Consider the following 22,551-nt stretch of genomic DNA (forward strand, 5'->3'; position numbering starts at 1 on the left):
CAGCGGGTCCGGCGTGCCGCCGCTGCGCGCCGCGTGATCGTGCAGCGCCTGCCCCGCGGCCTGAGCGGACAGCACGCCCAGCACCGCCGTGCGCAGATGGCCGATCGCGTTGCGCACCGGCGGCGCGCCGGTGGCCGCATATTCGGCCGCCGTGTCGAGTTCGAGCGCATCCGCGAACAGCCGGTGCACGGCCGCGACGTTCGGCTCGCGGCGCAGCGCACCCGCGCCGACCGCCGCCGCGCGGTCGAGATAGCGCCTGAGCCGCGTACGGACATCGTCCAGCGGCGTGCCCGGTGCGAAGACCGTATCGAACAGCGCGCCGCACAGGATGCCGACCACCACGTAAAGGAACCGCGCGACCGCGATGTCGAACGCGTGCAGCGGCGCGGATACCGCATCCATCGCGACGATCGCGGCCGTGTAGCCGGCGAGCACCGCCGCGTAGGCGCGGAAATTCCGCTGGAACGTCGCGACGCCCGCGCACAGGCCGATCCAGGCAGCGAGCGCCGGCAGGAACAGCTCGGGGGTCTGCGCGAATGCACCGGTCAGCACGAGCGCGACGGCCGCGCCGATCGCGGTGCCGAGAATCCGGTACTGGCTCTTCGACAAGCCCATCCCGCGGCTGCCCTGCGCGACGATCCACACCGTCGATGCGGCCCATTTCGGGTCGTCGAGATTCATCCGGAAGGCAATGTAGAGCGCGAGCAGCGACGCGGCCGTGTTGCGCAACGCGAAGGCGACCGCACCGGGCGGCAGCATGGGCCGTGCGTCGCGCAGCACGGTGCGGAAGGCCGCAAGCGGCGGCAGATCGGGCAAGGCGAATTTCATGCGGCGAGCATACGGGGGCACGCCGCCGCCACTAAGACGCGTGGACGGGATGCGTTATTGCACCGGGCAGGATAATCGCCGCCGCACGGAGCGATCCGGCCGGCGAAGGTAAGATGCGCGCAGGTCGAACACGGAAGCACCCCGTATGAACTTCGAAAGCATCCGCATATTCCTGCGCGTGGTCGAGCGCGGCAACTTCACCGCCGCCGCCACGCAACTCGACATGCCGCTCAGCCGCGTGAGCCGCAAGGTCAAGCAGCTCGAGGACGATCTCGGCGTCCAGCTGCTGTACCGGACCACACGCCGCGTGTCCGTCACCGAGGCCGGACGCGACTACTACGAGCGCTGCCTGCGCGCCGAGGACATCCTGCTCGACGCGGACCGCCAGGCCCGCGCGCTGCGCATGGCGCCGGAGGGCACGCTGCGCGTGCTGGTGCCCTACTCGATCGGCCTGTTCGAACTGGAGCCGGCACTCGCCGAATTTCGCCGGCGCTACCCGCTCGTCCAGCTCGTGCTGATCTACGACAACAACCCGCTCGATCTCGTCGAACACGGCTTCGACGTCGCGCTGCGCGCGGGCGTGCTGACCGACTCCAGCTACATCGCACGCTCGCTCGGCTGGTCGCAGGCGAAGCTCGCGGCGAGCCCCGCCTATCTCGACCGCGTCGGCCGGCCCGCCACGCCGCAGGACCTCGCGCAGCACGACCTGCTGCTCGTCGGCCGCGACGCGCCCGGCCAGACGCTGCGGCTCACCAATGCGGCCGGCGAAGTCGCCGACGTGCCGGTGCGACCGGTGCTGATCACCAACGAATCGGTGACGGTGCTGCGCCAGGCCGCGAGCGGCGGTGGCATCGCGCTGGCCTCGACGCACTACACGGCCCGCCGGCTCGAACGGAACGAACTCGAAATCGTGCTGCCCGACTGGCACCGGGCCGACGACGTCGAGCTGCACGTGCTGTACCCGCGGCGCGCGACGCTCGACAGCAAGGTGCGCGCGTTCGTCGATTTCCTCGCGGAACTGTTCACCGCATGGCGAACGGCCCCGTAACCGGTACCGTTCGGCCCGGTTCGCACACCGATTATTGCGCGGCACGAAATCGATTAATGAGCCGGCCCGTGTTGATGGCGGCACGCCACATCGTTAGCCTGTCGCGATGCACAACGACTCCACCGGCGACGCCAGCCGCCTGACCGCTGCCCGCAGACGCGTCACGCGCGTCCCGCCTTCCTGACCGGCAGCATCCCGCCTTCCGAAGCCCGCCACGGCTTCGTGCATCCGATCGAGCCGCACATCGCACGCGTCGGCCCCGGCTACCGGGCCGCGTCGCGCGCCGTGCGCTTTCCGTTCAGCAGCCGCGCCTGCGTCGCGTTCGCACGCGTGCGTGCGCGGTGGCGCGTGCCCGCCGCGACGGGCCGCAGCCGTCAAGCACCTTACGCTTCTTACGCAGGAAACCCATGTCCACTCCGTCATCTCCCGCCCCGCTGTCGGGCGGCAAGCTCGCGATCGGCACGATCGCCGTATCGCTCGCGATGTTCATGAACGTGCTCGACTCGTCGATCGCGAACGTCGCCATTCCGACCATCTCGGGCGACCTCGGCGTGTCGGTCGACGAAGGCACGTGGGTCATCACGATCTTTGCGGCCGCGAACGCGGTGTCGATTCCGTTGACGGGCTGGCTCACGCAGCGCTTCGGCCAGGTACGCCTGTTCGTCACGTCGATCCTGCTGTTCGTGTTCGCGTCGTGGCTGTGCGGGATCGCGCCGAACCTGCCGACACTGCTCGCCGCGCGAATCCTGCAGGGCGCAGTCGCCGGGCCGCTCGCGCCGCTGTCGCAGGCGCTGCTGCTCGGCGCGTGGCCGCGGCAGAAATCATCGAGCGCGCTGGCGCTGTGGTCGATGACGGCGCTCGTCGGCCCGATCGCGGGGCCGTCGCTCGGCGGCTGGATCACGTACGACTACAACTGGTCGTGGATCTTCTACATCAACATTCCGGTGGGTTTCTTCGCGGCCGCCGTCACGTGGATCGTGTTCCGGGATCGCGAATCGGCCACGCGCCGCCTGCCGATCGATACGGTCGGCCTGCTGCTGCTCGTGCTGTGGGTCGCGTCGCTGCAGATCATGCTCGACAAGGGCAAGGATCTCGACTGGTTCAACTCGCCCGTCGTCGTCGCCCTCGGCATCGTCGCGCTGATCGGCTTCGCGTTCTTCCTCGTGTGGGAGCTGCACGAGGCCAACCCGATCGTCGACCTGCGGCTCTTCACGCAGCGCAATTTCGCGGGCGGCACGATCGCGATCTCGGTCGCGTACGGGATGTTCTTCGGCACGCTCGTGCTGCTGCCGCAATGGATGCAGGGCTATCTCGGCTACCGCGCGGTCGATTCGGGGCTCGCCACCGCGCCGCTCGGGGTGTTCGCGATCCTGCTCACGCCGGTCATGGGGCGCCTGCTGCCGCGCACCGACCCGCGCTACATCGCGACGCTCGCGTTCGTCGGCTTCGCGGTCGTGTTCATGATGCGCACGACCTTCTACACCGACGTGTCGCGCTGGGACCTCGTGCTGCCGACGCTGCTGCAAGGCATCCCGATGGCGATGTTCTTCGTGCCGCTGACGTCGATCATCCTGTCCGGGCTGCCGCCGGAAAAGATCCCGGCCGCCGCCGGCCTGTCGAATTTCGGCCGCACGTTCTGCGGCGCGGTCGGCACGTCGCTGATCAGCAACGCCTGGAACGACCGCACGATCCTGCACCACGCGCGGCTCACCGAACAGGCGAGCATCGACAACCCGACCTTCGCGCAACACGTCGACACGACGCGCTCGCTGCTGCACCTGAGCCCCGATTCGGCGCTCGCGCTCTTCAACACGTCGGTCGATTCGCAAGCGGCCGTGATGGGGCTGAACGACATCTTCTATGTATCGGCGATCATCTTCGTCGCGATCATTCCGCTGATCTGGATCACGAAACCGTCGCGCTCGGGCGGCGGCGATGCCGACGCGGCGGCGGCCGGCGCGCATTGATCCGGATGCGCGCCGGCCGGGCCCCGCGTCGCGCACGCCGGGCCTCGCGTCGTCACCCGCCCGCGTAATAAAGACTTGCAATCGATACAGGCGGAAACGTCAACAGCCGGTGCCCGCACCGCGTTTTCTGGACAAGCGCTCACGATCCGGGCGCGCAACGACAGGAGAAAACACCATGCGAGCCTTGACGCGCCATCTCGCGATTGCCGCCACCCTGATGTCGGTACTGACCGGCACCGCGTTCGCCGACACGCCGTGGCAACAGGCGCATCCGCGCCGCGAAGAGGTCAACCAGCGCCTCGCAAACCAGAATCGCCGGATCCATCACGAAGTGAAGGAAGGCGAGATGTCGCACGCACAGGCCGCGCGCCTGCACCGTGACGACCGCAAGATCCGCCGGGAAGAGCGGGACATGGCTGCGCAGGACCGCAGCCACATCACGAAGAGCGAACAGCACGTGCTGAACCAGCAGGAAAATGCGGTCAGCCACCAGATCGGCCAATAAGATCGACAACACCGGCAGGTGCCCATTCGCCACCACCTGAAACGCCCGCTGCCGCCGTGCGGCAGCGGGTGCTTGTTGTGTATCGAATCGTTTCAACGCGCCAACGGCTTCAAATGCTGCGGGTATACTCCGTCGTCAGCCGCCTGCCGCATCGTCGTCCGTCAAACATGGCCCGATTCCGGGCGGTTTCGTCGCGAAGCTTCGCGTTTCGCCTACCCCGCGCCCCAGCCTCGATACGAGACCCACGACGACCCACCATGAAACGATTCCTGCTGCTCCTTCCCGCCGCCCTGCTCGCCGCCTGCGGTTCCGCGCCGTCGTCCGACTCGGCCGCCTCGTCCGGCGCGGCGCCGATGATGTACGTGTCGTCGCAACGTCCGGCCTACGCGATCGCCAACTGCCTCGACAGCCGCCTGCCGGGCACCGAGCAATCGCAGCACAACGGCGTGACCGATATCGCCGTCGGCTCGAACTCCTACTTCGTCACGCTGACGCCGTCGGGCAACGGTTCGGTCGTCAAGGTCGTGCGCGGCTCGGGCAGCGAGCCGCCCGAGGAAACGATGCGCTTCGCGCTCGCACGCTGCCTGATCTGATCCGAACCCCGCCGATGCCGGGCGCCCGCCCGGCTCGCTCCTGCGCGCCGGCCCGCCGGCGCGCACGCCGAATATTTTCATCCGGGTGGCCGTCGATGAGAGAATCGCACCCACGATTCCCTTTCAACGGAGCCCGCATGAAGCACCTGCTGTCCCGGCTGTTCGTCAGCGCCGCGCTCGTCGCGCTTGTCCCGGCGCTGCCGGCGCAGGCGGCCACGCCGCCCGGCATCTTCGTCGTCGCCACGCAGCTCGGCGAATTCACGACCCTCGACCCGAGCGGGATTTACGAACTGGTGCCGTCGGAGTACGTCGCGAATACCTACGAACGGCTGGTGCGCGTCGACCTGAAGGACCCGACGCGCTTCGACGGGCAGATCGCGCAATCGTGGACGGTCGGCGCCGACGGCGTGACCTACACGTTCAAGCTGCGCCCCGGCCTCACGTTCCATTCCGGCAACCCGGTCACCGCCGACGACGTCGCGTGGTCGCTGCAGCGCACCATCCTGCTCGACAAGGGGCCGGCCGGCGTGCTCGCCGACCTCGGCCTCACGAAAGCGAACGTGGCGCAGAAGGTGCGCGTGGTCGACCCGCAGACCGTCGTGCTCGAAACCGACCGCAAGTACGCACCGAGCTTCGTGCTCAACGTGCTGAGCGCATGCCCGGCATCGGTCTTCGACAAGAAGCTGCTGCTGTCGCACCAGCAGGGCAACGATTTCGGCAGCGGCTGGCTCCGGACCAACGACGCGGGCTCGGGCCCGTACCAGCTCGTCAAGTGGACGCCCAACGAAAACATCGTGCTGCAGCGCTTCGAGAAATACCGCACGCCGTACCCGATGAAGCGCGTCGTGCTGCGCCACGTGCCCGAAGCGTCCGCGCAACGGTTGCTGCTGGAGAACGGTGACGCCGACGCCGCGCGCAACCTGAGCCCCGACAGCCTCGCCGCGCTGACGAAGGCCGGCAAGATCAAGGTCGCGTCGTGGCCGGTGTCCGCGCTGCTGTACCTGAGCCTGAACACGAAGAACCCGAACCTCGCGAAACCCGAGGTGCAGCAGGCGATGAAATGGCTGGTCGACTATGACGGCATCCAGCGCAACATCGTCAGCACGACGTACAAGGTGCATGAAACCTTCCTGCCCGAAGGCTTCCTCGGCGCGTCGAACGCGCGGCCGTACAAGCAGGACGTCGCGAAGGCGAAGGCGCTGCTCGCCAAGGCCGGCCTGCCGAACGGCTTCGACGTGACGATGGACATGCCGAATGACTATCCGTACCTCGAGATCGCGCAGGCGCTGCAGGCGAACTTCGCGCTGGGCGGCATCCGCGTGAAGCTGATTCCGGGCGATGCGAAGCAGGCGATCGGCAAGTATCGCGCGCGCCAGCACGACATCTTCGTCGGCGAATGGTCGCCCGACTACATGGACCCGAACAGCAACGCGCGCGGCTTCGCGTGGAATCCGGACAACTCCGACCAGTCGCCGACGAAGATGCTCGCGTGGCGCAACAGCTGGGACATTCCGCAACTGACGAAGGACACCGAGGCCGCGCTCGTCGAGCCGTCGCCCGCGAAACGCGCGCAGCGTTACGAAGCGCTGCAGAAGGCCGTGCTCGCGAACTCGCCGTTCATCATCATGTTCGAGAAGGTCGTGCAGGTCGCGACGCGCCCCGGCGTGACCGGGCCGGAAATCGGGCCGATCAACGACCTCGTGTCATACCGCACGCTCGCGAAATAATGGCGCCCGCCCGCGCGCCCGGCCCTGCCGGCGCGCGGGTAATCGCCGCGGGCCGCCGCGGCGGTGCTATGCCGTGCGGCGCGGGCGATCTACAATGCGCGACGCCACGGACGCCGGCCGCGACCGGCGACGATGGGGACCACCGAATCCGCTAATCCGCTTCGCCAAGGAAAACAGGATGCGCACGCTACAACAACTGCGAATGGAGTTCCTTCAGTACAAGATCGAGCCGATCGGCTGGCTCGGCGACAGCCCTTCCCGCTTCGACTTCTATACGCAAACGGCCGCCGGATGCGACACCATCCTGGAGCTCGGCGTGTTCACCGGGCTGACCACGACGGCCTTCCTGCTCGCGCAGCCGAAGCGCCTCGTGTCGGTCGACATCTCCGACGAGTATTTCCAGATCCGGCCCGAACTGGAGCAGGCGGCGAAAGACCTGTCGATCGACTTCGAATTCCGGATCGCCGACGATCTCGCGATGGAGCCGCTCGCCGCCGACCTGCTGTTCATCGACACCACGCATACGTACGAGCAGACGCTCGCCGAACTGAACCGTTTCGGCCCGCTGGCGCGCAAGAAGATCGTGCTGCACGACATGACCGTGGCCGGCGTGTACCAGGCGGTGTTCCAGTGGCTGTGGGACAACAAGCAGTTTCATATTACGTATCACGACAGCCGCGGTTGCGGCGCGGTCGTCTGCGAGCGCCACGTCGGCTACTGAGCCGGGCGCGCGCAACGGGGGGCGAACATGCAATCGAGCGAACACGCGGTCTGCGTGGCGATCAACGACAACAACCGCGCGTGGTACGAGATGCTCGTGCCGTTCCTGCTGTCGCTGCGGCACACCGGCTACGACGGGCGGATCGCGGTGATCGGCTACGGGCTGTCCGAACGCAAGCGGCAGATCCTCGCGAGCCAGTCGATCGACGTGATCGACGCGTCGAGCGCGTATGCGCTGCCGGTCGGCCGCTTCATCGAGGCAGCCGAGTATTGCGCACGCAACCCGCAGATCCGCAAGCTCGCGCTGTACGACGCCGACATCTGGTTCTGCGCGCCGCCGTTCGACCTGTTCTCGCAGATCGGCGACGACCGGCTCCACGCGTGCCCCGACCCGCTGTTCTGCACGTTCGTCGTCACGCCGCTGATCGGCGAGCGGCGCGACCATCACTGGCGCCTCGTCGTCGACGAAGTCTCCGCCCGCCACGGCAGCGCGTTGCAGGCCGGGCTCGTCGCCGGGACCGCCGACGCGTGGGCACGCTACGCCGGCCACCTGCGCGACTGCACCGCCCGCATCGGCACCGATTTCCAGGAATGCTTCGGGATCGATACGACGTTCCTGCACCTGTGGAGCGCCCAGGGCGAAACGGCGCTGCTCGATCCGGTCCAGAACTTCGTCAGCAAGTACGGCATTCACGAAGCGTTCGATGCAGGCACCGGCACGACGACGCTCCGGTATCACGGCGAGCCGATCCGCGCGCTCCACATGACCGGCGACATCCGCTTCCTCGACCGCTGGCGCTACTACGCGAACCACGTCGACGCCGCGCTGCGCGACGGCGTGCCGTTCGCGCTGTCGGACGGCACGCGGGCACAGTCCGACGCGGTCGCCGCGCGCATCGCGGCGACCGACTACGTGCGCTCGGCCGGGCTGACCGTTGCGGCCGCAACGATCGAGACAAGCGCGGGCGCCTACCTGCAGGCGATCGACGAACCCGGCGGCACGATGCTGATCGGCAGCGGAAACCACGAGGTCGTGTTCACCGCGACACGCGACATCGCGCGGCTGAACGTCTACGTCACGCACCCGTCCGGGTCGCCGTCGCCGCTGCTGTGCGAAGTGCTGGTCGACGGGCAGCCGCAGCGGAAAGGCACCGAGCTGACGGCGCATTTCACGTACCGGATCGCGCCCGGCACCGTCATCACGCTGCGCTCGACGAGCCTCGGCGGCCAGCAGTGCAATGCGATCTGGCGGCTGCGCGAGGCGCCGGACATGCAGCAATAGGCAGCGAGCGGCGGGCGGCGGCCCGCCGCCGGTCAATGGAATGCCGCCCACACCAGGTACGCATTCAACCCGACGATCACGACCGTCGCCGCGCCGGCGACGATCCGCAGCGGCATCCGCATCGCGTAAGCGCCCATCACGTCCGCCCGCGCCGACAGCATCAGCAGCGCGATCATCGGCATCGGCAGCACGAAACTCAGCACCACCTGGCTCGCGACCATCGCGCGCGTGACATCGCAGCCGAGCGCGACCACCGCGAACGCGGGCACGACCGTCACCGCGCGCCGCACCCAGACCGGCACGCGACGGTGGATGAAACCCTGCATCACGACCTGCCCGGCCATCGTGCCGACCACCGAACTCGACACGCCCGAGGTCAGCAGCGCGACGAGAAACAGCGCGCCGGCCGCCGGCCCGAGCACCGGGATCAGCGTGTGATACGCGTCGCCGATGTCGGTCATGCCCGGCGCGCTCGCGTGAAACGCCGACGACGCCATCATCACCATCGCGAGATTCACGAACCCGGCCAGCCCGAGCGCGACGACCACCTCGCGATTCGAGAAGCGCACGAGCCGCCGCCGCTCCGTATCGTCGCGCGGCGCGGTGCGATCCTGCGTGAGCCCCGAATGCAGATACAGCGTGTGCGGCATGATCGTCGCGCCGATGATCCCGACCGCGATCGTCAGCGCCGCGCGATCCGGAATCTGCGGGACGACCAGGTGGAACGCGGCCGCATGCCAGTCCTGCGGCGCGATCAGCAGTTCGCCGAGATAGCACGCACCGATCACGCCGACCAGCGCCGCGATCGCGGCTTCCAGCGGCCGGAAGCCGCGCTTTTCGAGCGCGAGGATCGCGCAGGTCGCGAGCGCCGTCGCGATCATCCCCGCGAACAGCGACAGGTGGCACAACAGCCCGAATGCAAGCGCGCCGCCGAGGAATTCGGCGAGATCGGTCGCCATCGCGGCGATCTCGGACGCGACCCACATGCCCCATACGACCGGCGCGGGAAACCGGTCGCGGCACAGCTCCGCGAGATTGCGGCCGGTCACGATGCCGAGCTTCGCCGACATCGCCTGGAACAGCATCGCGATCGCGTTCGCGGCCAGCACGACCCACAGCAGCCGGTAGCCGAACGCGGCACCGGCCTGGATGTTGGTCGCGAAGTTGCCGGGGTCCATATAACCGATCGACGCGATCACGGCCGGCCCGACGAACGGCAGCAGTGCGGCGACGCCCGTGCGGCGCCCTTCCAGCGCGGCACGCGCCGCGCCGTCGGTGTGGCCGGTGTGGTCGGTGTGGCCGTTGTGCCCGGTAGGCAGGCCCGGCAGCGCGAAGCCGCCGGCAGGTTTGTTCGTGACGGGAATCATGGTGGTATTCCGTTCGAATGAGGAAGGATTCCTGAAGGTCGGGCGCCACGGCCGGCATCGCGGCTGCCGGCCGCGGCGCCTGCGGCGGCGTTACAGCGGCACGACGTCGGGACGGTTGCGCGGAAACTGCGCGATCACGTCCGGCGCGACGTTCAGGTGCGCTTCGACGAGCTTCGGCGGCGTATGCGCGAGCCAGTCGGACAGCGACACTTCCGCATAGCGGTCGGTCTTGAAGATCTCGAGGAACACCAGATCCGTGTTGCCGGTGTTCTGCACGTAGTGCCCGAGGCTTTTCTTCACGTAGCCGACGTCGCCCGCGCGGAAGTCGGCCGTCTGCGCCTTCGGCCCCGTGCCGAACACGGTCATCCGTGCCTCGCCCTGCAGGTAGTACTGCCATTCATCGGCGTTCGGGTGCCAGTGGAGTTCCCGCATGCCGCCCGGATGCACGGTGACGAGCGCCGCCGCGACGGTCGTCGACACGTTGAGGTTCGTGCTGTCCGCGATCCGCACTTCACCGCCGCGGGTCTTCCTGACCGGCTTCATGTCGCCGAGCGGGAAGATGAACGGATGCGGCGGCGCCCCTGCCGCCGACGCCGACGCGCGCTGGGCTTCCGCGAGCGGGCCCGGTTCGTCGCCCTGGAAGATCCACAGGTTGTCGAGCGGGATGTTCCGGAATGCGTCGGCCGGCACGCCGAAGTTGAGTGCGAGCACGTCGGGCGGCGTGTGCGCGACCCAGTCGGTCAGCAGCAGCGTGTTGAATTCGGACGCGCGGCCGTTATCGAACGCGAGCAGGAATTCGGCGCCGTCGGTGCCGAGGCCCTGCAGCGAATGCGGCAGGCCGGGCGGGAAATACCAGAGATCGCCGGTTTTCACGTCCTGCACCGATGGCCGCCCGAGTTCGTCGAGCACCGTGATCCGGCACCGGCCGTCGAGCATGATGGCCCACTCGGCCTGCTGGTGCCAGTGCATCTCGCGAATGCCGCCGCGCGTCAGGCGCATGTTGACGCCGGAAATGGTTTCGGAAATCGCAAAATCGTCCTGGGTAACTTCACGCGCCCATCCGCCATTTTGAATTCTTTTATGCGCATTATTGAACGAGGCCCAGAATAACGGCATGCCGTTGATATCGGTGGCCGGCGGATCCTGAAAGGACGGAAACTGGTTGGCAATAGCCGGATTTTTGGGCCCCGGATCGGTCAGGCTCTGGCGGTTGCGCGCATTGACCGCGCCTTCCGGCGGACTGTCCGGATTGCCGAACGAGGCGGCCTTCGCCGAGACCGCAATACCGGCGGCGGCAATGGCGCCGGCCGTATTCGCCAGCATCCTGCGTCGAGAAAGATTCGTCATGACTTCTCCTTCATTCTTGCGATCAAGTGAATTCCCATTACGGAACACATGCCGTTTTTCGGATTATCGAAAATCGAACATCCCGTCACGCAAGTTAAATACAATTCGACGAATAAATTAAATGAATTATTAACCTGAATTAATGATTTAAGCTGATCGACTTTAATTTTGTAATTATTGCGGTGCAGCGGGATGGCGGGAAGGGAACGGATTTCTGTGAATGAGGGGAGACGATTGCGCCCGGTCGTGACGACCCTGCATGGCGACAACCCGCGATCGGGATACGACGCGGGCGACTCGCATCACCGATCGTTTCGAGCGGGCCCGTGCGGATGCGGATACGCCGGATACCGGCGACCTGCGCCGCGACCGGAAGCGGTTCACTCTCGCGGCATCGCGTCGAGCCGTTGCGCGGCAAACCTCAAGCCGCCCAGAATCCGTTCCGCGACCCGCGCCGGAAAGCCGGGCGGCAACGCCGCGGCGACCGATTCGATCACATGCGGCGTCATCGCGACGAGCCGTTCGACGATCGGCGTCGCGATATCGCCGAGCAGGCAGTGCTCGGCCATCGCGCTGAAGTGCCGTCGCGTGATGTCGCGCATCGCATAGTGCTTGCGCTTGCCGTGCACGGCCATCGCGAGCTTCGCCTTGTGCCACGACCACTGGTTCGCGCCGTCGCCTTCGACCGGCCAGATCGACATCACGTCGTAAAGCGGCGTCAGCCGGAAACGGCCGCCCGCCAGCAGGCGCAGGCTGAAGTTCTTCGCATGCCCGTCCGGTGCGGCAAGCATCCAGAACACGATCAGGGCGGCGAACAACGTGTCGAGATCTTCCCGCGACGTTTCGGAATGACGCAGGAGGCCTGCGAGATCGGGCACACCGGGGCCGCCGTGCGACTCGTACTTCAGATGAGGCGGCACGCCGAGCGCCTGGCAGAAGTCCTCCTGCGGCAAGCGCAACAGCCACCCGCCATCGCGATGCAACGCACGATCGAAGCGTGCGACGGACAGCACCTTGTGCGCGCCGAAACGCACGATTTCCGCCTGCGCGACCGACAGGCCGTACGCGCGCAGGATCGCGAGGCACAGCCACTCGTTCTCGACGGAGGCCGTCAGATCGGCCCGCTTGTTGCCGACCAGCCCGAGCGGCAATTTCAGAATATGCGTGGTCGGCGTCGCGCCGTGCGGGCGCATCCAGCGCCCGTCATGAAACAGCAGTGCGGTCTTTTCCTGCGCGCCGGCCAGCGACAGCCGGAAATCGTCGTCGTCCCCGCCTGCCGTCGCCACCCCGCTCGCCTGATCGAGCACGCGCACCACGTCGTCGTCCGACAGCGGCGTACCGTCGATGCGATTCAGGCCGGTCGGCGCATCGTCCTCGCCGAGCAATTGCACCGCGCCGATGCAGTCGCGGCCGAGCGCGGCGAGCAGATCGAACGGCTCGGTCGTCGCCGTGCCGAACCGGGCGGCCAGGCGGCGCCGAATGGCATCGCTGTCCGGCAGCAGGTTGTCGAAGAAGTGATTCACGCGTTCGCCGCGCAGCGGTGCTTCGCCGACACCGAACGGCAGCGACAGCGACAACGGGCGGCCGACGGCCGATTGTTTCCAGTCGGCGTCGTACAGGAGTTCCATGTCGCCGCGCGCGGGAATCCGCCACGTGCCGACCCGCTGGCCGTTCGTCCAGATCGACAATGCGCGCGTGTGCGTTCTGCGTCCCATCGCTTACCACTCGACGTCGGCTGCGTCGTGTCCGTCCTTCGTGCGGATGCTGAGTTCGAGACCGTACAGCGCGGTCAGCTCGAGCAACTGGCTGAGCGACAGGCTTTCGGTACGCGTGGTTTCGAGCGACGACAAGCGCGACTGGCCCACGCCGATTCTCCCGGCCGCTTCCGCTTGCGTCAGGCCCTTTGCCTGACGCGCGGAAGACAGGATTTCGCCCAGTTGCGCGGACGTATTGACGATGAAGTTCACGGCATGGATCCCGGAAGACAATAAATGCAGTATATGCCTGACAGACATAAACGCAAATTATCTCTGTCAGGAATAAACGAAAAATATGCCTGACAGAGATAAAACCATTCCCCTTCCGGCGCGAACCGCCCCGCCGTCGAACGCACATCCGACCCTATCACCTATCCTCACACCATAGTTTTTATCCGCTGGCGCGAATGATTTTGGCTTCGTTAGATGGATGACATTCGATCATCAGACGACAACGATCTAACAGCCGATGACCTGCGCGTTCGCCCGTACCGTCGAATCCCGCTACGCCGAGCTCACGCCGACCGCGAAGCGCATCGCGAGCTACATGCTCGCGAACCTCGACCGGCTCGGGCTCGAAACGGCCGACCAGATCGCCCGGCAGGCCGGCACGAGCGGCATCTCGGTCGGGCGCTTCCTGCGCAGCGTCGGCTACCGCAATCTCGACGACCTGAAACGCGAGCTGCGCGGCGGAGGCGATCGCCCGTGGATGATCACCGACCGGCTCGACGAATACCGCCGCGTCGCGGGTACGCAACCGGCCCGCGGCAACGGCAATGCCAATGCCGGCAACAGCCCGCTCGCATCGTCGCTCGAGCGCGAGCTCGATGCGATCCGCCACGTGTACCGCCTCGCCGAAGGCCCGGTGTTCGCGCAGGTGGCCGACCGGATCGCGCATGCGGACGCGGTATTCATCCTCGGCATCCAGTCGACGCGCGGGATCAGCAATGCGTTCAGCAGCTACCTCGAGTACCTGCGCCCGCGCGTGTTCTATTCCGACGGCCAGTCGGGCTCGTACGTCGATTCGCTGAACTCCGAATTCGAGCGGCCGTACTGCATCGTCACCGACACCCGCGCGTATTCGCGCAGCGCGCGCCGCTATTGCCAGGCGGCCGCCGAGCGCGGGCAGCCGTTCGCGCTGGTCACCGATCTCTCGTGCCCGTGGGCGCGCGACTGGCCGGCCGACCTGCTGCAGGTGAAGACCGACGTCGGCCAGTTCTGGGATTCGCTCGCACCGCTCACCTGCCTGTTCAACCTGCTGATCACGGCCGTGGTCGACCGCCTCGGCCCCGCGATCGACCGGCGCGTCGCGCGCAACCGCGAACTGCAGCACACGTTCGACCAATTCGAATCCTGAGCGAGCCCGACCGAACCCGAACCGCCAATGAACGACCACCGCCTCGTCGAAATCACGCCCGCCACCCATCGCGTCGACATCGACCTCGTCTACGCGACCGACCGCAACCTGACCGGCAAGCCGATCTACCGCCGCGCGCACTGCCTGCTGCTGGCGCCGGCCGAGGCCGCGTTGCGCCGCGCGGTGAACGTCGCCGCGCAGGCCGGCTTCACGCTGCGCATCTACGATGCGTACCGGCCGCCGCAGGCGCAGCAGGTGCTATGGGATTTCCTGCCCGACCCGAACTTCGTCGCCGATCTCGGCCGCGGCTCGAATCACAGCCGCGGCACCGCGCTCGACCTGACGCTCGTCGGCGCCGATGGCGAGCCGCTCGACATGGGCACCGGCTTCGAAGAGATGGTCGCCGCATCCGGCCACTTCCACGCGGGGCTGCCCGAAGCCGTGCAGCGCAACCGCCTGCTGCTGCTCGGCGTGATGCACGCGGCCGGCTTCGCGCACATCGACAGCGAATGGTGGCACTACGAACTGCCCGGCTCGCACGCGTTGCCGCAGATCGACAATGCGGCAAGCGGCCCGTGGCGCCTGATGTGATGGCCCGACGCATGCCCCCCGACGTTCACGTTCAACGACTTCAACGACACATGGAGCGCAGATGAAACCCCTGACATCCCGGCTCGTCGCGGCGCTGGCCGCCGCATCCGTTCTCGCCGCCGTTCCGCTGTCCGCCGCGCACGCGGAGACGCCGAAGGACATGTTCGTGATGGCCACGCTGCTCGACGAATTCACGACGCTGGACCCGGGCGAGGTCTACGAGCTGGTGCCGGAGGAATACGTCGCGAACACGTACGACCGGCTCGTGCGCGTCGACCTGCGCGACCCGTCGAAATTCAACGGCGACGTCGCGCAGTCGTGGACGGTGAGCACCGACGGGCTGACCTACACGTTCAAGCTGCGCCCCGGCCTCAAGTTCCACTCGGGCAACCCGCTGACGGCCGACGACGTCGCGTGGTCGATCCAGCGCGCGGTGCTGCTCGACAAGGGGCCTGCGGCCGTGCTGACCGGCATCGGGCTCACGAAGGCGAACGTCGTCGCCAACGTGAAGAAGCTCGACGACCTGACGGTGTCGGTCACGACCGACCAGAAGTACGCGCCGACCTTCGTCCTGAATGTGCTGGGCTCCTGGCCCGCCTCGGTGCTCGACAGGAAGCTGCTGCTGTCGCACCAGCAGGGCAGCGACTTCGGCAACGCGTGGCTGAAGACCAACGAGGCCGGCTCCGGCGCGTACAAGCTGGTCAAGTGGACCGCCGGCGACAGCGTCGTGCTGCAGCGCTTCGACGGCTACCGGCTGCCGCTCGCGATGAAGCGCATCGTGCTGCGCCACGTGCCCGAAGCCGCGAGCCAGCGCCTGCTGCTGGAGAACGGCGATGTCGATGCGGCACGCGACCTGAGCCCCGACGATCTGGCGTCCGTCGTGAAATCCGGCAAGGCGAAGGTGTCGGCATCGCCGCAGGCGACGCTGCTGTATCTCGGCCTGAATACGAAGAACGCGACGCTCGCGAAACCCGACGTGCAGGAAGCGCTGAAGTGGCTCGTCGACTATGCGGGCATCCAGGGCAACGTGGTGAAGACGACCTACAAGGTTCACCAGACGTTCCTGCCCGAGGGTTTCCTCGGCACGCTGAACGCGAACCCGTACCGGCTCGACGTCGCGAAGGCGAAAGCGCTGCTCGCGAAGGCCGGCGTGCCGAACGGGTTCTCGGTGACAATGGACGTGCGCAACGATTATCCGTACACCGAAATCGCGCAGGCCGTGCAGGCGAACTTCGCGCAGGCGGGCATCAAGGTGCAGCTGATCCCCGGCGACAACAAGCAGACGCTCGCGAAATACCGCGCGCGCCAGCACGACATCTACATCGGCGAATGGTCGGCCGACTACATCGATCCGCACAGCAACGCGCAGGGTTTTGCGTGGAACCCCGACAATTCCGACAAGTCGAGCTATAAAATGCTGGCCTGGCGCAACAGCTGGGACATTCCGCAACTGACGAAGGAAACCGACGCCGCGCTCGCCGAGCCGACCACCGCGAAACGCGCGCAACGGTATCAGGCGATGCAGAAGGAGATGCTCGGGCGCTCGCCGTTCGTGATCATGTTCGAGAAAGTCGCGCAGGTCGCGACGCGGCCCGGCGTGAGCGGGCTCGAAGTCGGGCCGATCAACGATCTCGTGTCGTACCGCAACCTGAAGAAGCAATGAGATTCACCGCATGTCGACTCCCGCCTCCTCCCTCGAAGCCCTGCGCACGCTGCCCGCGCGGCGCCCGGCCGTGCGCTGGGCACTGCGCGTGCTGCGCTGGGCGCTCACGCTCGCCGTCACGTTCGCGGGGCTGCTCGCGCTGACGTTCGTGATCGGCCGCAAGGTGCCGATCGATCCCGTGCTCGCGATCCTCGGCGATCGCGCGTCGGCCGACGCGTATGCGGCCGAACGCATCGCGCTCGGGCTCGACAAGCCGCTCGTCACGCAATTCCTGATCTATGCGCGCGACGTGCTGCACGGTCATCTCGGCATGTCGCTGCTGACCGCGAACCCGGTGCTCGACGACATCAAGCGCGTGTTCCCGGCCACGCTCGAACTGGCGACGATCGCGACCTTGATCGGCATCGCGATCGGCGTGCCGCTCGGCGTCGCGGCCGCCGTGAAGCACAACCGTCCGATCGATCACATCGCGCGCTTCGTCGGGCTGATCGGCAATTCGGTGCCGGTGTTCTGGCTCGGGCTGATGGGGCTGCTGCTGTTCTATGCGCGGCTGCACTGGGTCGGCGGCCCGGGCCGGCTCGATCCCGTGTACGACGGGATGGTCGACCCGCGCACCGGCAGCCTGCTGATCGACGCGGCGCTCGCCGGCGAGTGGGACGTGTTCCGCAACGCGGTGTCACACATCGCGCTGCCCGCCGCGATCCTCGGCTACTACTCGGTCGCGTATCTCAGCCGGATGACGCGCTCGTTCATGCTCGACCAGCTGAGCCAGGAGTACATCGTCACCGCGCGCGCGAAAGGCTTGCCGGAGCGCCGCGTGATCTGGCGGCATGCGTTCGGCAACATCGCGGTGCCGCTGCTCACCGTGATCGCGCTCACGTACAGCAACCTGCTCGAAGGCTCGGTGCTGACCGAGATCGTGTTCGCGTGGCCGGGGCTCGGCTCGTACCTGACCGGCGCGCTGCTGAACGCCGACATGAACGCGGTGCTCGGCGCGACGCTCGTGATCGGCGCGATGTTCATCACCGTCAACCTGCTGACCGACGCGCTGTACCGCGTGTTCGATCCGCGCGCGCGCTGAGGCGCCGACACGACATGACCGCTTCCACCCTGCTTCTTTCATCGCCCATGCCGAAGGTCGTCCAACCATGAACGCCGAGCGTCTCACGCTGCGCGCGTGGCTGCTGTCCGACGCGCCCGCGTCGCGCTCGCAGGCCGCACTCGGCCTCGCGTATCGCCGCTGGCGCCGTTTCGCCGCCAACCCGCTCAACCTGTTCGGGCTCGCGATCCTCGTCGCGCTGATCGTCGTCGCGATCGTCGGCCCGCTGATCATGCCGCACGATCCGCTGCGCCAGGTGCTGTCCGACCGGCTGCTGCCGCCCGGCTCGCCGTCGCACTGGCTCGGCACCGACCAGCTCGGTCGCGACATCCTTTCGCGGCTGATCGCCGGTTCGCGCCTCACGCTCGGCATTGCGCTGCTCGTCGTCGTGATCGTCGTGCCGATCGGCCTCGCGATCGGCACGACGGCCGGCTATTGCGGCGGCTTCGTCGACAGCGTGCTGATGCGCATCACCGACATCGCGCTCGCGTTCCCGAAGATCGTGCTCGCGCTCGCATTCGCGGCCGCGCTCGGGCCCGGCGTGATCAACGCGGTCGTCGCGATCTCGATCACCGCATGGCCCGCGTATGCGCGGCTCGCGCGCGCGGAGACGATCCGCATCGCGCAGGCCGACTTCATCCACGCCGCCCGCCTGCAGGGCGCGTCGGGCCCGCGCATCCTGCTGCGCTACATCGTGCCGCTGTGCATGTCGTCGGTGATCGTACGCGCGACGCTCGACATGGCCGGCATCATCCTGACCGTCGCGGGCCTCGGCTTCCTCGGCCTCGGCGCACAGCCGCCGAGCCCCGAGTGGGGCTTCATGGTCGCGTCGGGCCGCAACGTGCTGCTCGACGCGTGGTGGGTCGCGACGCTGCCCGGCATCGCGATCCTGCTCGTGAGCCTCGCGTTCAACCTGCTCGGCGACGGGCTGCGCGACGTCTTCGATCCCCGCCATGGAGCGTGACATGCCGATGAATACCGCCCCCACGCCCGCGCCGCTCTGCGAGATCGACGGGCTGAAGATCGGCTTTCGCGGGCACGACGGCACCGTCACCGATGCCGTGCGCGACCTGTCGCTGACGCTCGCGCCCGGCGAACGCCTCGGCATCGTCGGCGAATCGGGCTCCGGCAAATCGCTGACGGGCCGCGCGCTGCTCGGCCTGCTGCCCGACGCCGCCCGCTGGTCGGCACGCACGATGCGCTTCGCGGGCCACGACCTGCTCGCGATGTCGCCGCGCGAACGCCGGCGGCTGTGCGGCAGCCAGATGGGCATGATCCTGCAGGACCCGAAATATTCGCTGAACCCGGTGATGACGGTCGCGAAGCAGATGGGCGAAGCATTCCGGCTGCACGAGCCCGGGCTGCGCGGCCGCGCGCTGCGCGAGCGGATCGTCGAGGCACTCGAGGCCGTGCAGATCCGCGACCCGGCGCGCGTGGCCGATGCTTATCCGCACGAGCTGTCGGGCGGCATGGGCCAGCGCGTGATGATCGCGATGATGGTGTCGACCGGCCCGCGCCTGCTGATCGCCGACGAACCGACCTCCGCGCTCGACGTCGCCGTGTCGATGCAGGTGCTCGCGGTGCTCGACGCGATGATCGCGCGCCATGGCACGGGCCTGATGTTCATCAGCCACGACCTGCCGCTCGTGATGTCGTTCTGCGATCGCGTCGCGGTGATGTACGCGGGCCGCGTGGTCGAAACCTGCGCCGCGCGCGACCTGCGCAACGCTTCCCATCCCTATACGCGCGGGCTGCTCGCGGCGAACCCGCCGCTCGCGAATCCGCCGGACGAACTGCCCGTGCTGCGGCGCGATCCGGCGTGGCTCGAACCCGCGCCGCATGCCGGCACGCCCGCCGATCGACAGGAGGCCGCACGATGATCGACGTCGATCACGCATCGATCCGTTTCCCGACCCGCACGGGTCACGTCGACGCCGTGCGCGACGCGAGCTTCGCGGTGCGCGACGGCGAGGTGTTCGGGCTCGTCGGCGAATCGGGTTCCGGCAAGTCGACGCTGCTGCGCGCGCTGACGGGCCTCGTGCCGCTCGCGGCCGGCAGCCTGTCGATCGACGGACGGCCGGTCGGCGGCACGCCCGACCGTGCATTTCGCCGCCACGTGCAGATGGTGTTCCAGGACCCGTATGCGTCGCTGCATCCGCGCTTCACGGTCGACCAGACGCTGCGCGAACCGCTGTCGATCCACGGCATGCGCGACACCGATGCGCGCATCGCCCGCGCGCTGTCCGAGGTCGGCCTCGGCCCCACGTTCCGGTTTCGTTATCCGCACCAGTTGTCGGGCGGCCAGCGGCAGCGCGTGGCAATCGCGCGCGCGCTGATCGTCGAGCCGCGCGTGCTGCTGCTCGACGAGCCGACGTCCGCGCTCGACGTGTCGGTGCAGGCCGAGATCCTGAACCTGCTGCGCCGGCTGCATCGCGAACGCAACCTGACGATGATCCTCGTCAGCCACAACCTCGCGGTGATCGGCTTCCTGTGCCAGCGCGTCGCCGTGATGCAGCAGGGCGAGATCGTCGAGCAGTTGCGGATCGAGGACGTGCGGGCCGGACAAGTGGCGCGCGACTACACGCGCACGCTGCTGAATGCGACCGAAGGCTATCGCCGTCTCGAGCCGGCGCCTGACGCGCCGGCCGCGTGACATCCGCACGTCGCGCCGCCATGCGATACTCGGCGGGCCACGCGCGGGCTTGCCGCCGCATGGAACCCTTGTGCACTGCACGGGTCAATTTACTTTCGTCAACAGCTCAACAGCAATAGGGAGGCGTTCATGCTGCAATTCATCGAAACCCTGGTCGTCGGGCTCATCGTCGGCCTCCTCGCCCGCGCGCTCAAGCCCGGCGACGACAAGATGGGTATCCTGATGACCGTCGTGCTCGGCGTCGTCGGCTCGCTGGTCGCCGGCTACGTCGGCCGTGCGGCCGGATGGTATGCGCCGGGCCAGGGCGCGGGCTGGATCGCGTCGATCGTCGGCGCAATCGTGCTGCTCGTGATCGTCGGCGCGGTACGCAAGCGCATGAACTGAACCGCGCACCTGCGCCCCAACGCAAAACGCCGCTCGAGACGAGCGGCGTTTTTGCTTTCCGGGCGGCGCGAGGCCGTTGCCCGCACAACGGTCGCGGCGACCGCTCGCCGTTCGATCTTATCTCCCCCGGCTTTTCCCTGACTTGCGATTGCGCAGATTCGGCCTACATTGGTTCAAGCAATTCGCAATCGTTTGCCCATAGCCATTATTTCGATTTTTTCATTCAAGAGGTCCGATGGTTCTGCCGTTTACGCATACAGCATCGCGGCGTTGACGGACTGCCACCCGAGCGGCCCCGCTGCGACGCGCTTCCTCTCTGGAGCCTGTCATGAAGCATCGCCATATCGCCGCCTCGTTCGCCCTGGCTGCCTCGCTTCTGGCCACTTCCTCGTCCTTCGCTGCCGGCGCGTCCGGCATCATCCACTTCTCCGGCATGATCGTCGAGCCGCCCTGCTCGTTCGCGCTCGATACGGCCGATGTCGCCAACGGGCGCGTACGCTCCGACTGTCCGCGCCCGGCAACCGGCCAGATCGCGTTCGTCGACGCGGCGAGCCAGCAGGCGATCAAGACCACGACCTTTACTCAGGCCTCGCGCGCAATCGTTTTACCGAATCGTCCCGGCAACAATCACGCACCGATGATCGCGGTCGTGACATACCAGTAAAGCCGCTCGCCGGCGCGACGCCCGGCGGGTTCCGCCCGCCGGTTCGGTGAACGTGCGCGCGTCGCCGCTCAGTCGCGATGGCGCGCGATCCAGTCGCTGAACGCGCGGATCTTCTGCTGGCTGCCGATGGTCTCGGGATACACGAAGAAGTAACGCGCGCCGGTTTCGAGCACGATGTCGAACGGCCGTTCGAGCCGGTGTGCGCTGACGTCGTCGTCGACGAGCGTCACGTCGCCGATCGCGACGCCGAAGCCCTGCATCGCCGCGTTCGTCGCGAGATCGAGCGTGTCGAACGTCGGCCCGCGCGCGGGATCGACGCTGCGCTCGCCCGCATGATCGAGCCACGCGCGCCAGTCGCGATGGTCTCGCGTCGGATGCAGCAGCGTATGGCGCGCGAGATCGCCGACCGCATCGAGCGGCGACGCCTGCCGCAGCTCGGGCGCGCACACGGGCGTCAGCCGCTCGTCGAACAGCGGCAGTGCGAACACGCCGGGGCCCGGCGACGTGCCGTAGACGACGGCCGCATCGAACGGCTCGGTCGAGAAATCGACGACGTGCTGCCACGCGGTCGTGATCTGCACATGGAGATCGGGATGCTCGCCCTGGAAGCGCATGATGCGCGGCAGCATCCAGCGCATCACGCAGGTGGGCACCTTCAGCGCGAGATCGGTGCGCTGGCGCGTGAGCTTCATCGAGATGTCCTCGATCCGCGCGAAGCTCTCGTTGACGACCGGCAGCAACTGCTCGCCCTCCGCCGTCAGCGTGAGCCCCTTCGCGTGCCGCTTGAACAGCGGAAAGCCGTAATGCGCCTCGAGCGTCTGGATCTGCCGGCTCACCGCGCCCTGCGTGATGCACAGCTGCTCGGCCGCGCGCGTGAAGCTGCGGTGGCGGGCCACCGTCGAGAAGATCTGCAGTGCGTGCAGGGGCGGAAGTCGGCGCATGAAGAAGGCAAACGCAAAAAACGGCGCGGAAGGGCCGCGCGCCGGCTCCGGCGCGCGC

The 22,551-nt window shown here is 67.6% G+C and carries 22 protein-coding genes; 16 read left to right on the forward strand and 6 right to left on the reverse strand.

From position 1 onward, the window contains the following. A partial coding sequence (locus L810_RS26280) for an FUSC family protein (protein WP_042976263.1) occupies positions 1-828 on the reverse strand: 828 nt, incomplete at its 3' end. Positions 829-973: 145 nt separating this feature from the next. On the opposite strand from L810_RS26280, the gene L810_RS26285 reads away from it, so the two are divergent. The 7 genes from L810_RS26285 (at position 974) to L810_RS26315 (ending at position 8,670) form a co-directional block, all read left to right on the forward strand. After that, positions 974-1,876, forward strand: coding sequence for a LysR family transcriptional regulator (locus L810_RS26285; protein ID WP_021161341.1), 903 nt, complete (start codon positions 974-976; stop codon positions 1,874-1,876). Positions 1,877-2,283: 407 nt separating this feature from the next. Further along, complete coding sequence (locus L810_RS26290; RefSeq protein ID WP_021161342.1) at positions 2,284-3,843, forward strand: DHA2 family efflux MFS transporter permease subunit; 1,560 nt, start codon at positions 2,284-2,286, stop codon at positions 3,841-3,843. A gap of 175 nt (positions 3,844-4,018) precedes the next feature. Then, entirely contained in the window at positions 4,019-4,348 is a 330-nt protein-coding gene (locus L810_RS26295; RefSeq protein WP_021161343.1) for a hypothetical protein, read from the forward strand. Positions 4,349-4,605: 257 nt separating this feature from the next. After that, complete coding sequence (locus tag L810_RS26300; protein ID WP_021161344.1) at positions 4,606-4,941, forward strand: hypothetical protein; 336 nt, start codon at positions 4,606-4,608, stop codon at positions 4,939-4,941. A gap of 137 nt (positions 4,942-5,078) precedes the next feature. Further along, entirely contained in the window at positions 5,079-6,668 is a 1,590-nt protein-coding gene (locus L810_RS26305) for an ABC transporter substrate-binding protein (RefSeq protein ID WP_021161345.1), read from the forward strand. Positions 6,669-6,846: 178 nt separating this feature from the next. Beyond that, positions 6,847-7,389 (forward strand): class I SAM-dependent methyltransferase, encoded by a 543-nt coding sequence (locus L810_RS26310; RefSeq protein WP_021161346.1) that lies wholly within the window; start codon positions 6,847-6,849, stop codon positions 7,387-7,389. 27 nt (positions 7,390-7,416) lie between these two features. Then, entirely contained in the window at positions 7,417-8,670 is a 1,254-nt protein-coding gene (locus L810_RS26315; RefSeq protein WP_042976255.1) for a hypothetical protein, read from the forward strand. 32 nt (positions 8,671-8,702) lie between these two features. Here L810_RS26315 and L810_RS26320 read toward each other — a convergent pair whose 3' ends face one another. From L810_RS26320 to L810_RS26335, 4 genes are all read right to left on the reverse strand, one after another. After that, a complete protein-coding gene (locus tag L810_RS26320; RefSeq protein ID WP_021161348.1) occupies positions 8,703-10,037 on the reverse strand; it encodes an Nramp family divalent metal transporter in 1,335 nt (444 codons plus the stop codon). Between the two features lie 90 nt (positions 10,038-10,127). Continuing rightward, the gene (locus tag L810_RS26325) at positions 10,128-11,384 is read right to left on the reverse strand and encodes an oxalate decarboxylase family bicupin (RefSeq protein ID WP_042976256.1); all 1,257 of its coding nucleotides are present in this window, start codon (positions 11,382-11,384) and stop codon (positions 10,128-10,130) included. 380 nt (positions 11,385-11,764) lie between these two features. Then, positions 11,765-13,099 carry a type II toxin-antitoxin system HipA family toxin gene (locus tag L810_RS26330; RefSeq protein WP_021161350.1) on the reverse strand — a complete coding sequence of 445 codons (1,335 nt, stop codon included), beginning with the start codon at positions 13,097-13,099 and terminating at the stop codon, positions 11,765-11,767. Between the two features lie 3 nt (positions 13,100-13,102). Next, positions 13,103-13,351, reverse strand: a complete 249-nt coding sequence (locus L810_RS26335; protein ID WP_021161351.1) for a helix-turn-helix domain-containing protein — start codon at positions 13,349-13,351, stop codon at positions 13,103-13,105. A gap of 259 nt (positions 13,352-13,610) precedes the next feature. On the opposite strand from L810_RS26335, the gene sapR reads away from it, so the two are divergent. The 9 genes from sapR (at position 13,611) to L810_RS26380 (ending at position 21,552) form a co-directional block, all read left to right on the forward strand. Further along, positions 13,611-14,498 carry a sap1 transcriptional regulator SapR gene (gene sapR / locus L810_RS26340; protein WP_042976259.1) on the forward strand — a complete coding sequence of 296 codons (888 nt, stop codon included), beginning with the start codon at positions 13,611-13,613 and terminating at the stop codon, positions 14,496-14,498. A 27-nt stretch (positions 14,499-14,525) separates the two neighbouring features. Then, the gene (gene ddpX / locus L810_RS26345; RefSeq protein WP_042976261.1) at positions 14,526-15,089 is read left to right on the forward strand and encodes a D-alanyl-D-alanine dipeptidase; all 564 of its coding nucleotides are present in this window, start codon (positions 14,526-14,528) and stop codon (positions 15,087-15,089) included. 61 nt (positions 15,090-15,150) lie between these two features. After that, positions 15,151-16,752 (forward strand): ABC transporter substrate-binding protein, encoded by a 1,602-nt coding sequence (locus L810_RS26350; RefSeq protein ID WP_021161352.1) that lies wholly within the window; start codon positions 15,151-15,153, stop codon positions 16,750-16,752. A gap of 10 nt (positions 16,753-16,762) precedes the next feature. After that, positions 16,763-17,833 (forward strand): ABC transporter permease, encoded by a 1,071-nt coding sequence (locus L810_RS26355; protein WP_021161353.1) that lies wholly within the window; start codon positions 16,763-16,765, stop codon positions 17,831-17,833. A 67-nt stretch (positions 17,834-17,900) separates the two neighbouring features. Continuing rightward, the gene (gene nikC / locus L810_RS26360) at positions 17,901-18,815 is read left to right on the forward strand and encodes a nickel transporter permease (RefSeq protein WP_021161354.1); all 915 of its coding nucleotides are present in this window, start codon (positions 17,901-17,903) and stop codon (positions 18,813-18,815) included. Position 18,816: 1 nt separating this feature from the next. Next, on the forward strand, positions 18,817-19,731 hold the full coding sequence (locus L810_RS26365) for an ABC transporter ATP-binding protein (protein WP_021161355.1): 915 nt from the start codon (positions 18,817-18,819) through the stop codon (positions 19,729-19,731). Next, the gene (locus L810_RS26370) at positions 19,728-20,504 is read left to right on the forward strand and encodes an ABC transporter ATP-binding protein (RefSeq protein WP_021161356.1); all 777 of its coding nucleotides are present in this window, start codon (positions 19,728-19,730) and stop codon (positions 20,502-20,504) included. Before L810_RS26365 ends, L810_RS26370 begins: the two co-directional genes overlap by 4 nt. 129 nt (positions 20,505-20,633) lie before the next feature. Continuing rightward, the gene (locus L810_RS26375; protein ID WP_021161357.1) at positions 20,634-20,888 is read left to right on the forward strand and encodes a GlsB/YeaQ/YmgE family stress response membrane protein; all 255 of its coding nucleotides are present in this window, start codon (positions 20,634-20,636) and stop codon (positions 20,886-20,888) included. A gap of 328 nt (positions 20,889-21,216) precedes the next feature. Then, positions 21,217-21,552, forward strand: coding sequence for a hypothetical protein (locus L810_RS26380; RefSeq protein ID WP_021161358.1), 336 nt, complete (start codon positions 21,217-21,219; stop codon positions 21,550-21,552). Between the two features lie 68 nt (positions 21,553-21,620). On the opposite strand, the gene L810_RS26385 is transcribed toward L810_RS26380, so the two are convergent. Then, on the reverse strand, positions 21,621-22,493 hold the full coding sequence (locus L810_RS26385; protein ID WP_021161359.1) for a LysR substrate-binding domain-containing protein: 873 nt from the start codon (positions 22,491-22,493) through the stop codon (positions 21,621-21,623). Positions 22,494-22,551 lie beyond the last annotated feature (58 nt).

The sequence above is a fragment of the Burkholderia sp. AU4i genome, assembly GCF_000466765.1.
Classification (GTDB): domain Bacteria; phylum Pseudomonadota; class Gammaproteobacteria; order Burkholderiales; family Burkholderiaceae; genus Burkholderia; species Burkholderia cepacia.

Bases quoted from the DNA above. Each gene is read 5' to 3' on its own strand.
- L810_RS26285 (WP_021161341.1), top strand. From the start codon at position 974: ATGAACTTCGAAAGCATCCGCATATTCCTGCGCGTGGTCGAGCGCGGC.
- L810_RS26290 (WP_021161342.1), top strand. From the start codon at position 2,284: ATGTCCACTCCGTCATCTCCCGCCCCGCTGTCGGGCGGCAAGCTCGCG.
- L810_RS26295 (WP_021161343.1), top strand. From the start codon at position 4,019: ATGCGAGCCTTGACGCGCCATCTCGCGATTGCCGCCACCCTGATGTCG.
- L810_RS26300 (WP_021161344.1), top strand. From the start codon at position 4,606: ATGAAACGATTCCTGCTGCTCCTTCCCGCCGCCCTGCTCGCCGCCTGC.
- L810_RS26305 (WP_021161345.1), top strand. From the start codon at position 5,079: ATGAAGCACCTGCTGTCCCGGCTGTTCGTCAGCGCCGCGCTCGTCGCG.
- L810_RS26310 (WP_021161346.1), top strand. From the start codon at position 6,847: ATGCGCACGCTACAACAACTGCGAATGGAGTTCCTTCAGTACAAGATC.
- L810_RS26315 (WP_042976255.1), top strand. From the start codon at position 7,417: ATGCAATCGAGCGAACACGCGGTCTGCGTGGCGATCAACGACAACAAC.
- L810_RS26320 (WP_021161348.1), bottom strand. From the start codon at position 10,037: ATGATTCCCGTCACGAACAAACCTGCCGGCGGCTTCGCGCTGCCGGGC.
- L810_RS26325 (WP_042976256.1), bottom strand. From the start codon at position 11,384: ATGACGAATCTTTCTCGACGCAGGATGCTGGCGAATACGGCCGGCGCC.
- L810_RS26330 (WP_021161350.1), bottom strand. From the start codon at position 13,099: ATGGGACGCAGAACGCACACGCGCGCATTGTCGATCTGGACGAACGGC.
- sapR (WP_042976259.1), top strand. From the start codon at position 13,611: ATGACCTGCGCGTTCGCCCGTACCGTCGAATCCCGCTACGCCGAGCTC.
- ddpX (WP_042976261.1), top strand. From the start codon at position 14,526: ATGAACGACCACCGCCTCGTCGAAATCACGCCCGCCACCCATCGCGTC.
- L810_RS26350 (WP_021161352.1), top strand. From the start codon at position 15,151: ATGAAACCCCTGACATCCCGGCTCGTCGCGGCGCTGGCCGCCGCATCC.
- L810_RS26355 (WP_021161353.1), top strand. From the start codon at position 16,763: ATGTCGACTCCCGCCTCCTCCCTCGAAGCCCTGCGCACGCTGCCCGCG.
- nikC (WP_021161354.1), top strand. From the start codon at position 17,901: ATGAACGCCGAGCGTCTCACGCTGCGCGCGTGGCTGCTGTCCGACGCG.
- L810_RS26365 (WP_021161355.1), top strand. From the start codon at position 18,817: ATGCCGATGAATACCGCCCCCACGCCCGCGCCGCTCTGCGAGATCGAC.
- L810_RS26370 (WP_021161356.1), top strand. From the start codon at position 19,728: ATGATCGACGTCGATCACGCATCGATCCGTTTCCCGACCCGCACGGGT.
- L810_RS26375 (WP_021161357.1), top strand. From the start codon at position 20,634: ATGCTGCAATTCATCGAAACCCTGGTCGTCGGGCTCATCGTCGGCCTC.
- L810_RS26380 (WP_021161358.1), top strand. From the start codon at position 21,217: ATGAAGCATCGCCATATCGCCGCCTCGTTCGCCCTGGCTGCCTCGCTT.
- L810_RS26385 (WP_021161359.1), bottom strand. From the start codon at position 22,493: ATGCGCCGACTTCCGCCCCTGCACGCACTGCAGATCTTCTCGACGGTG.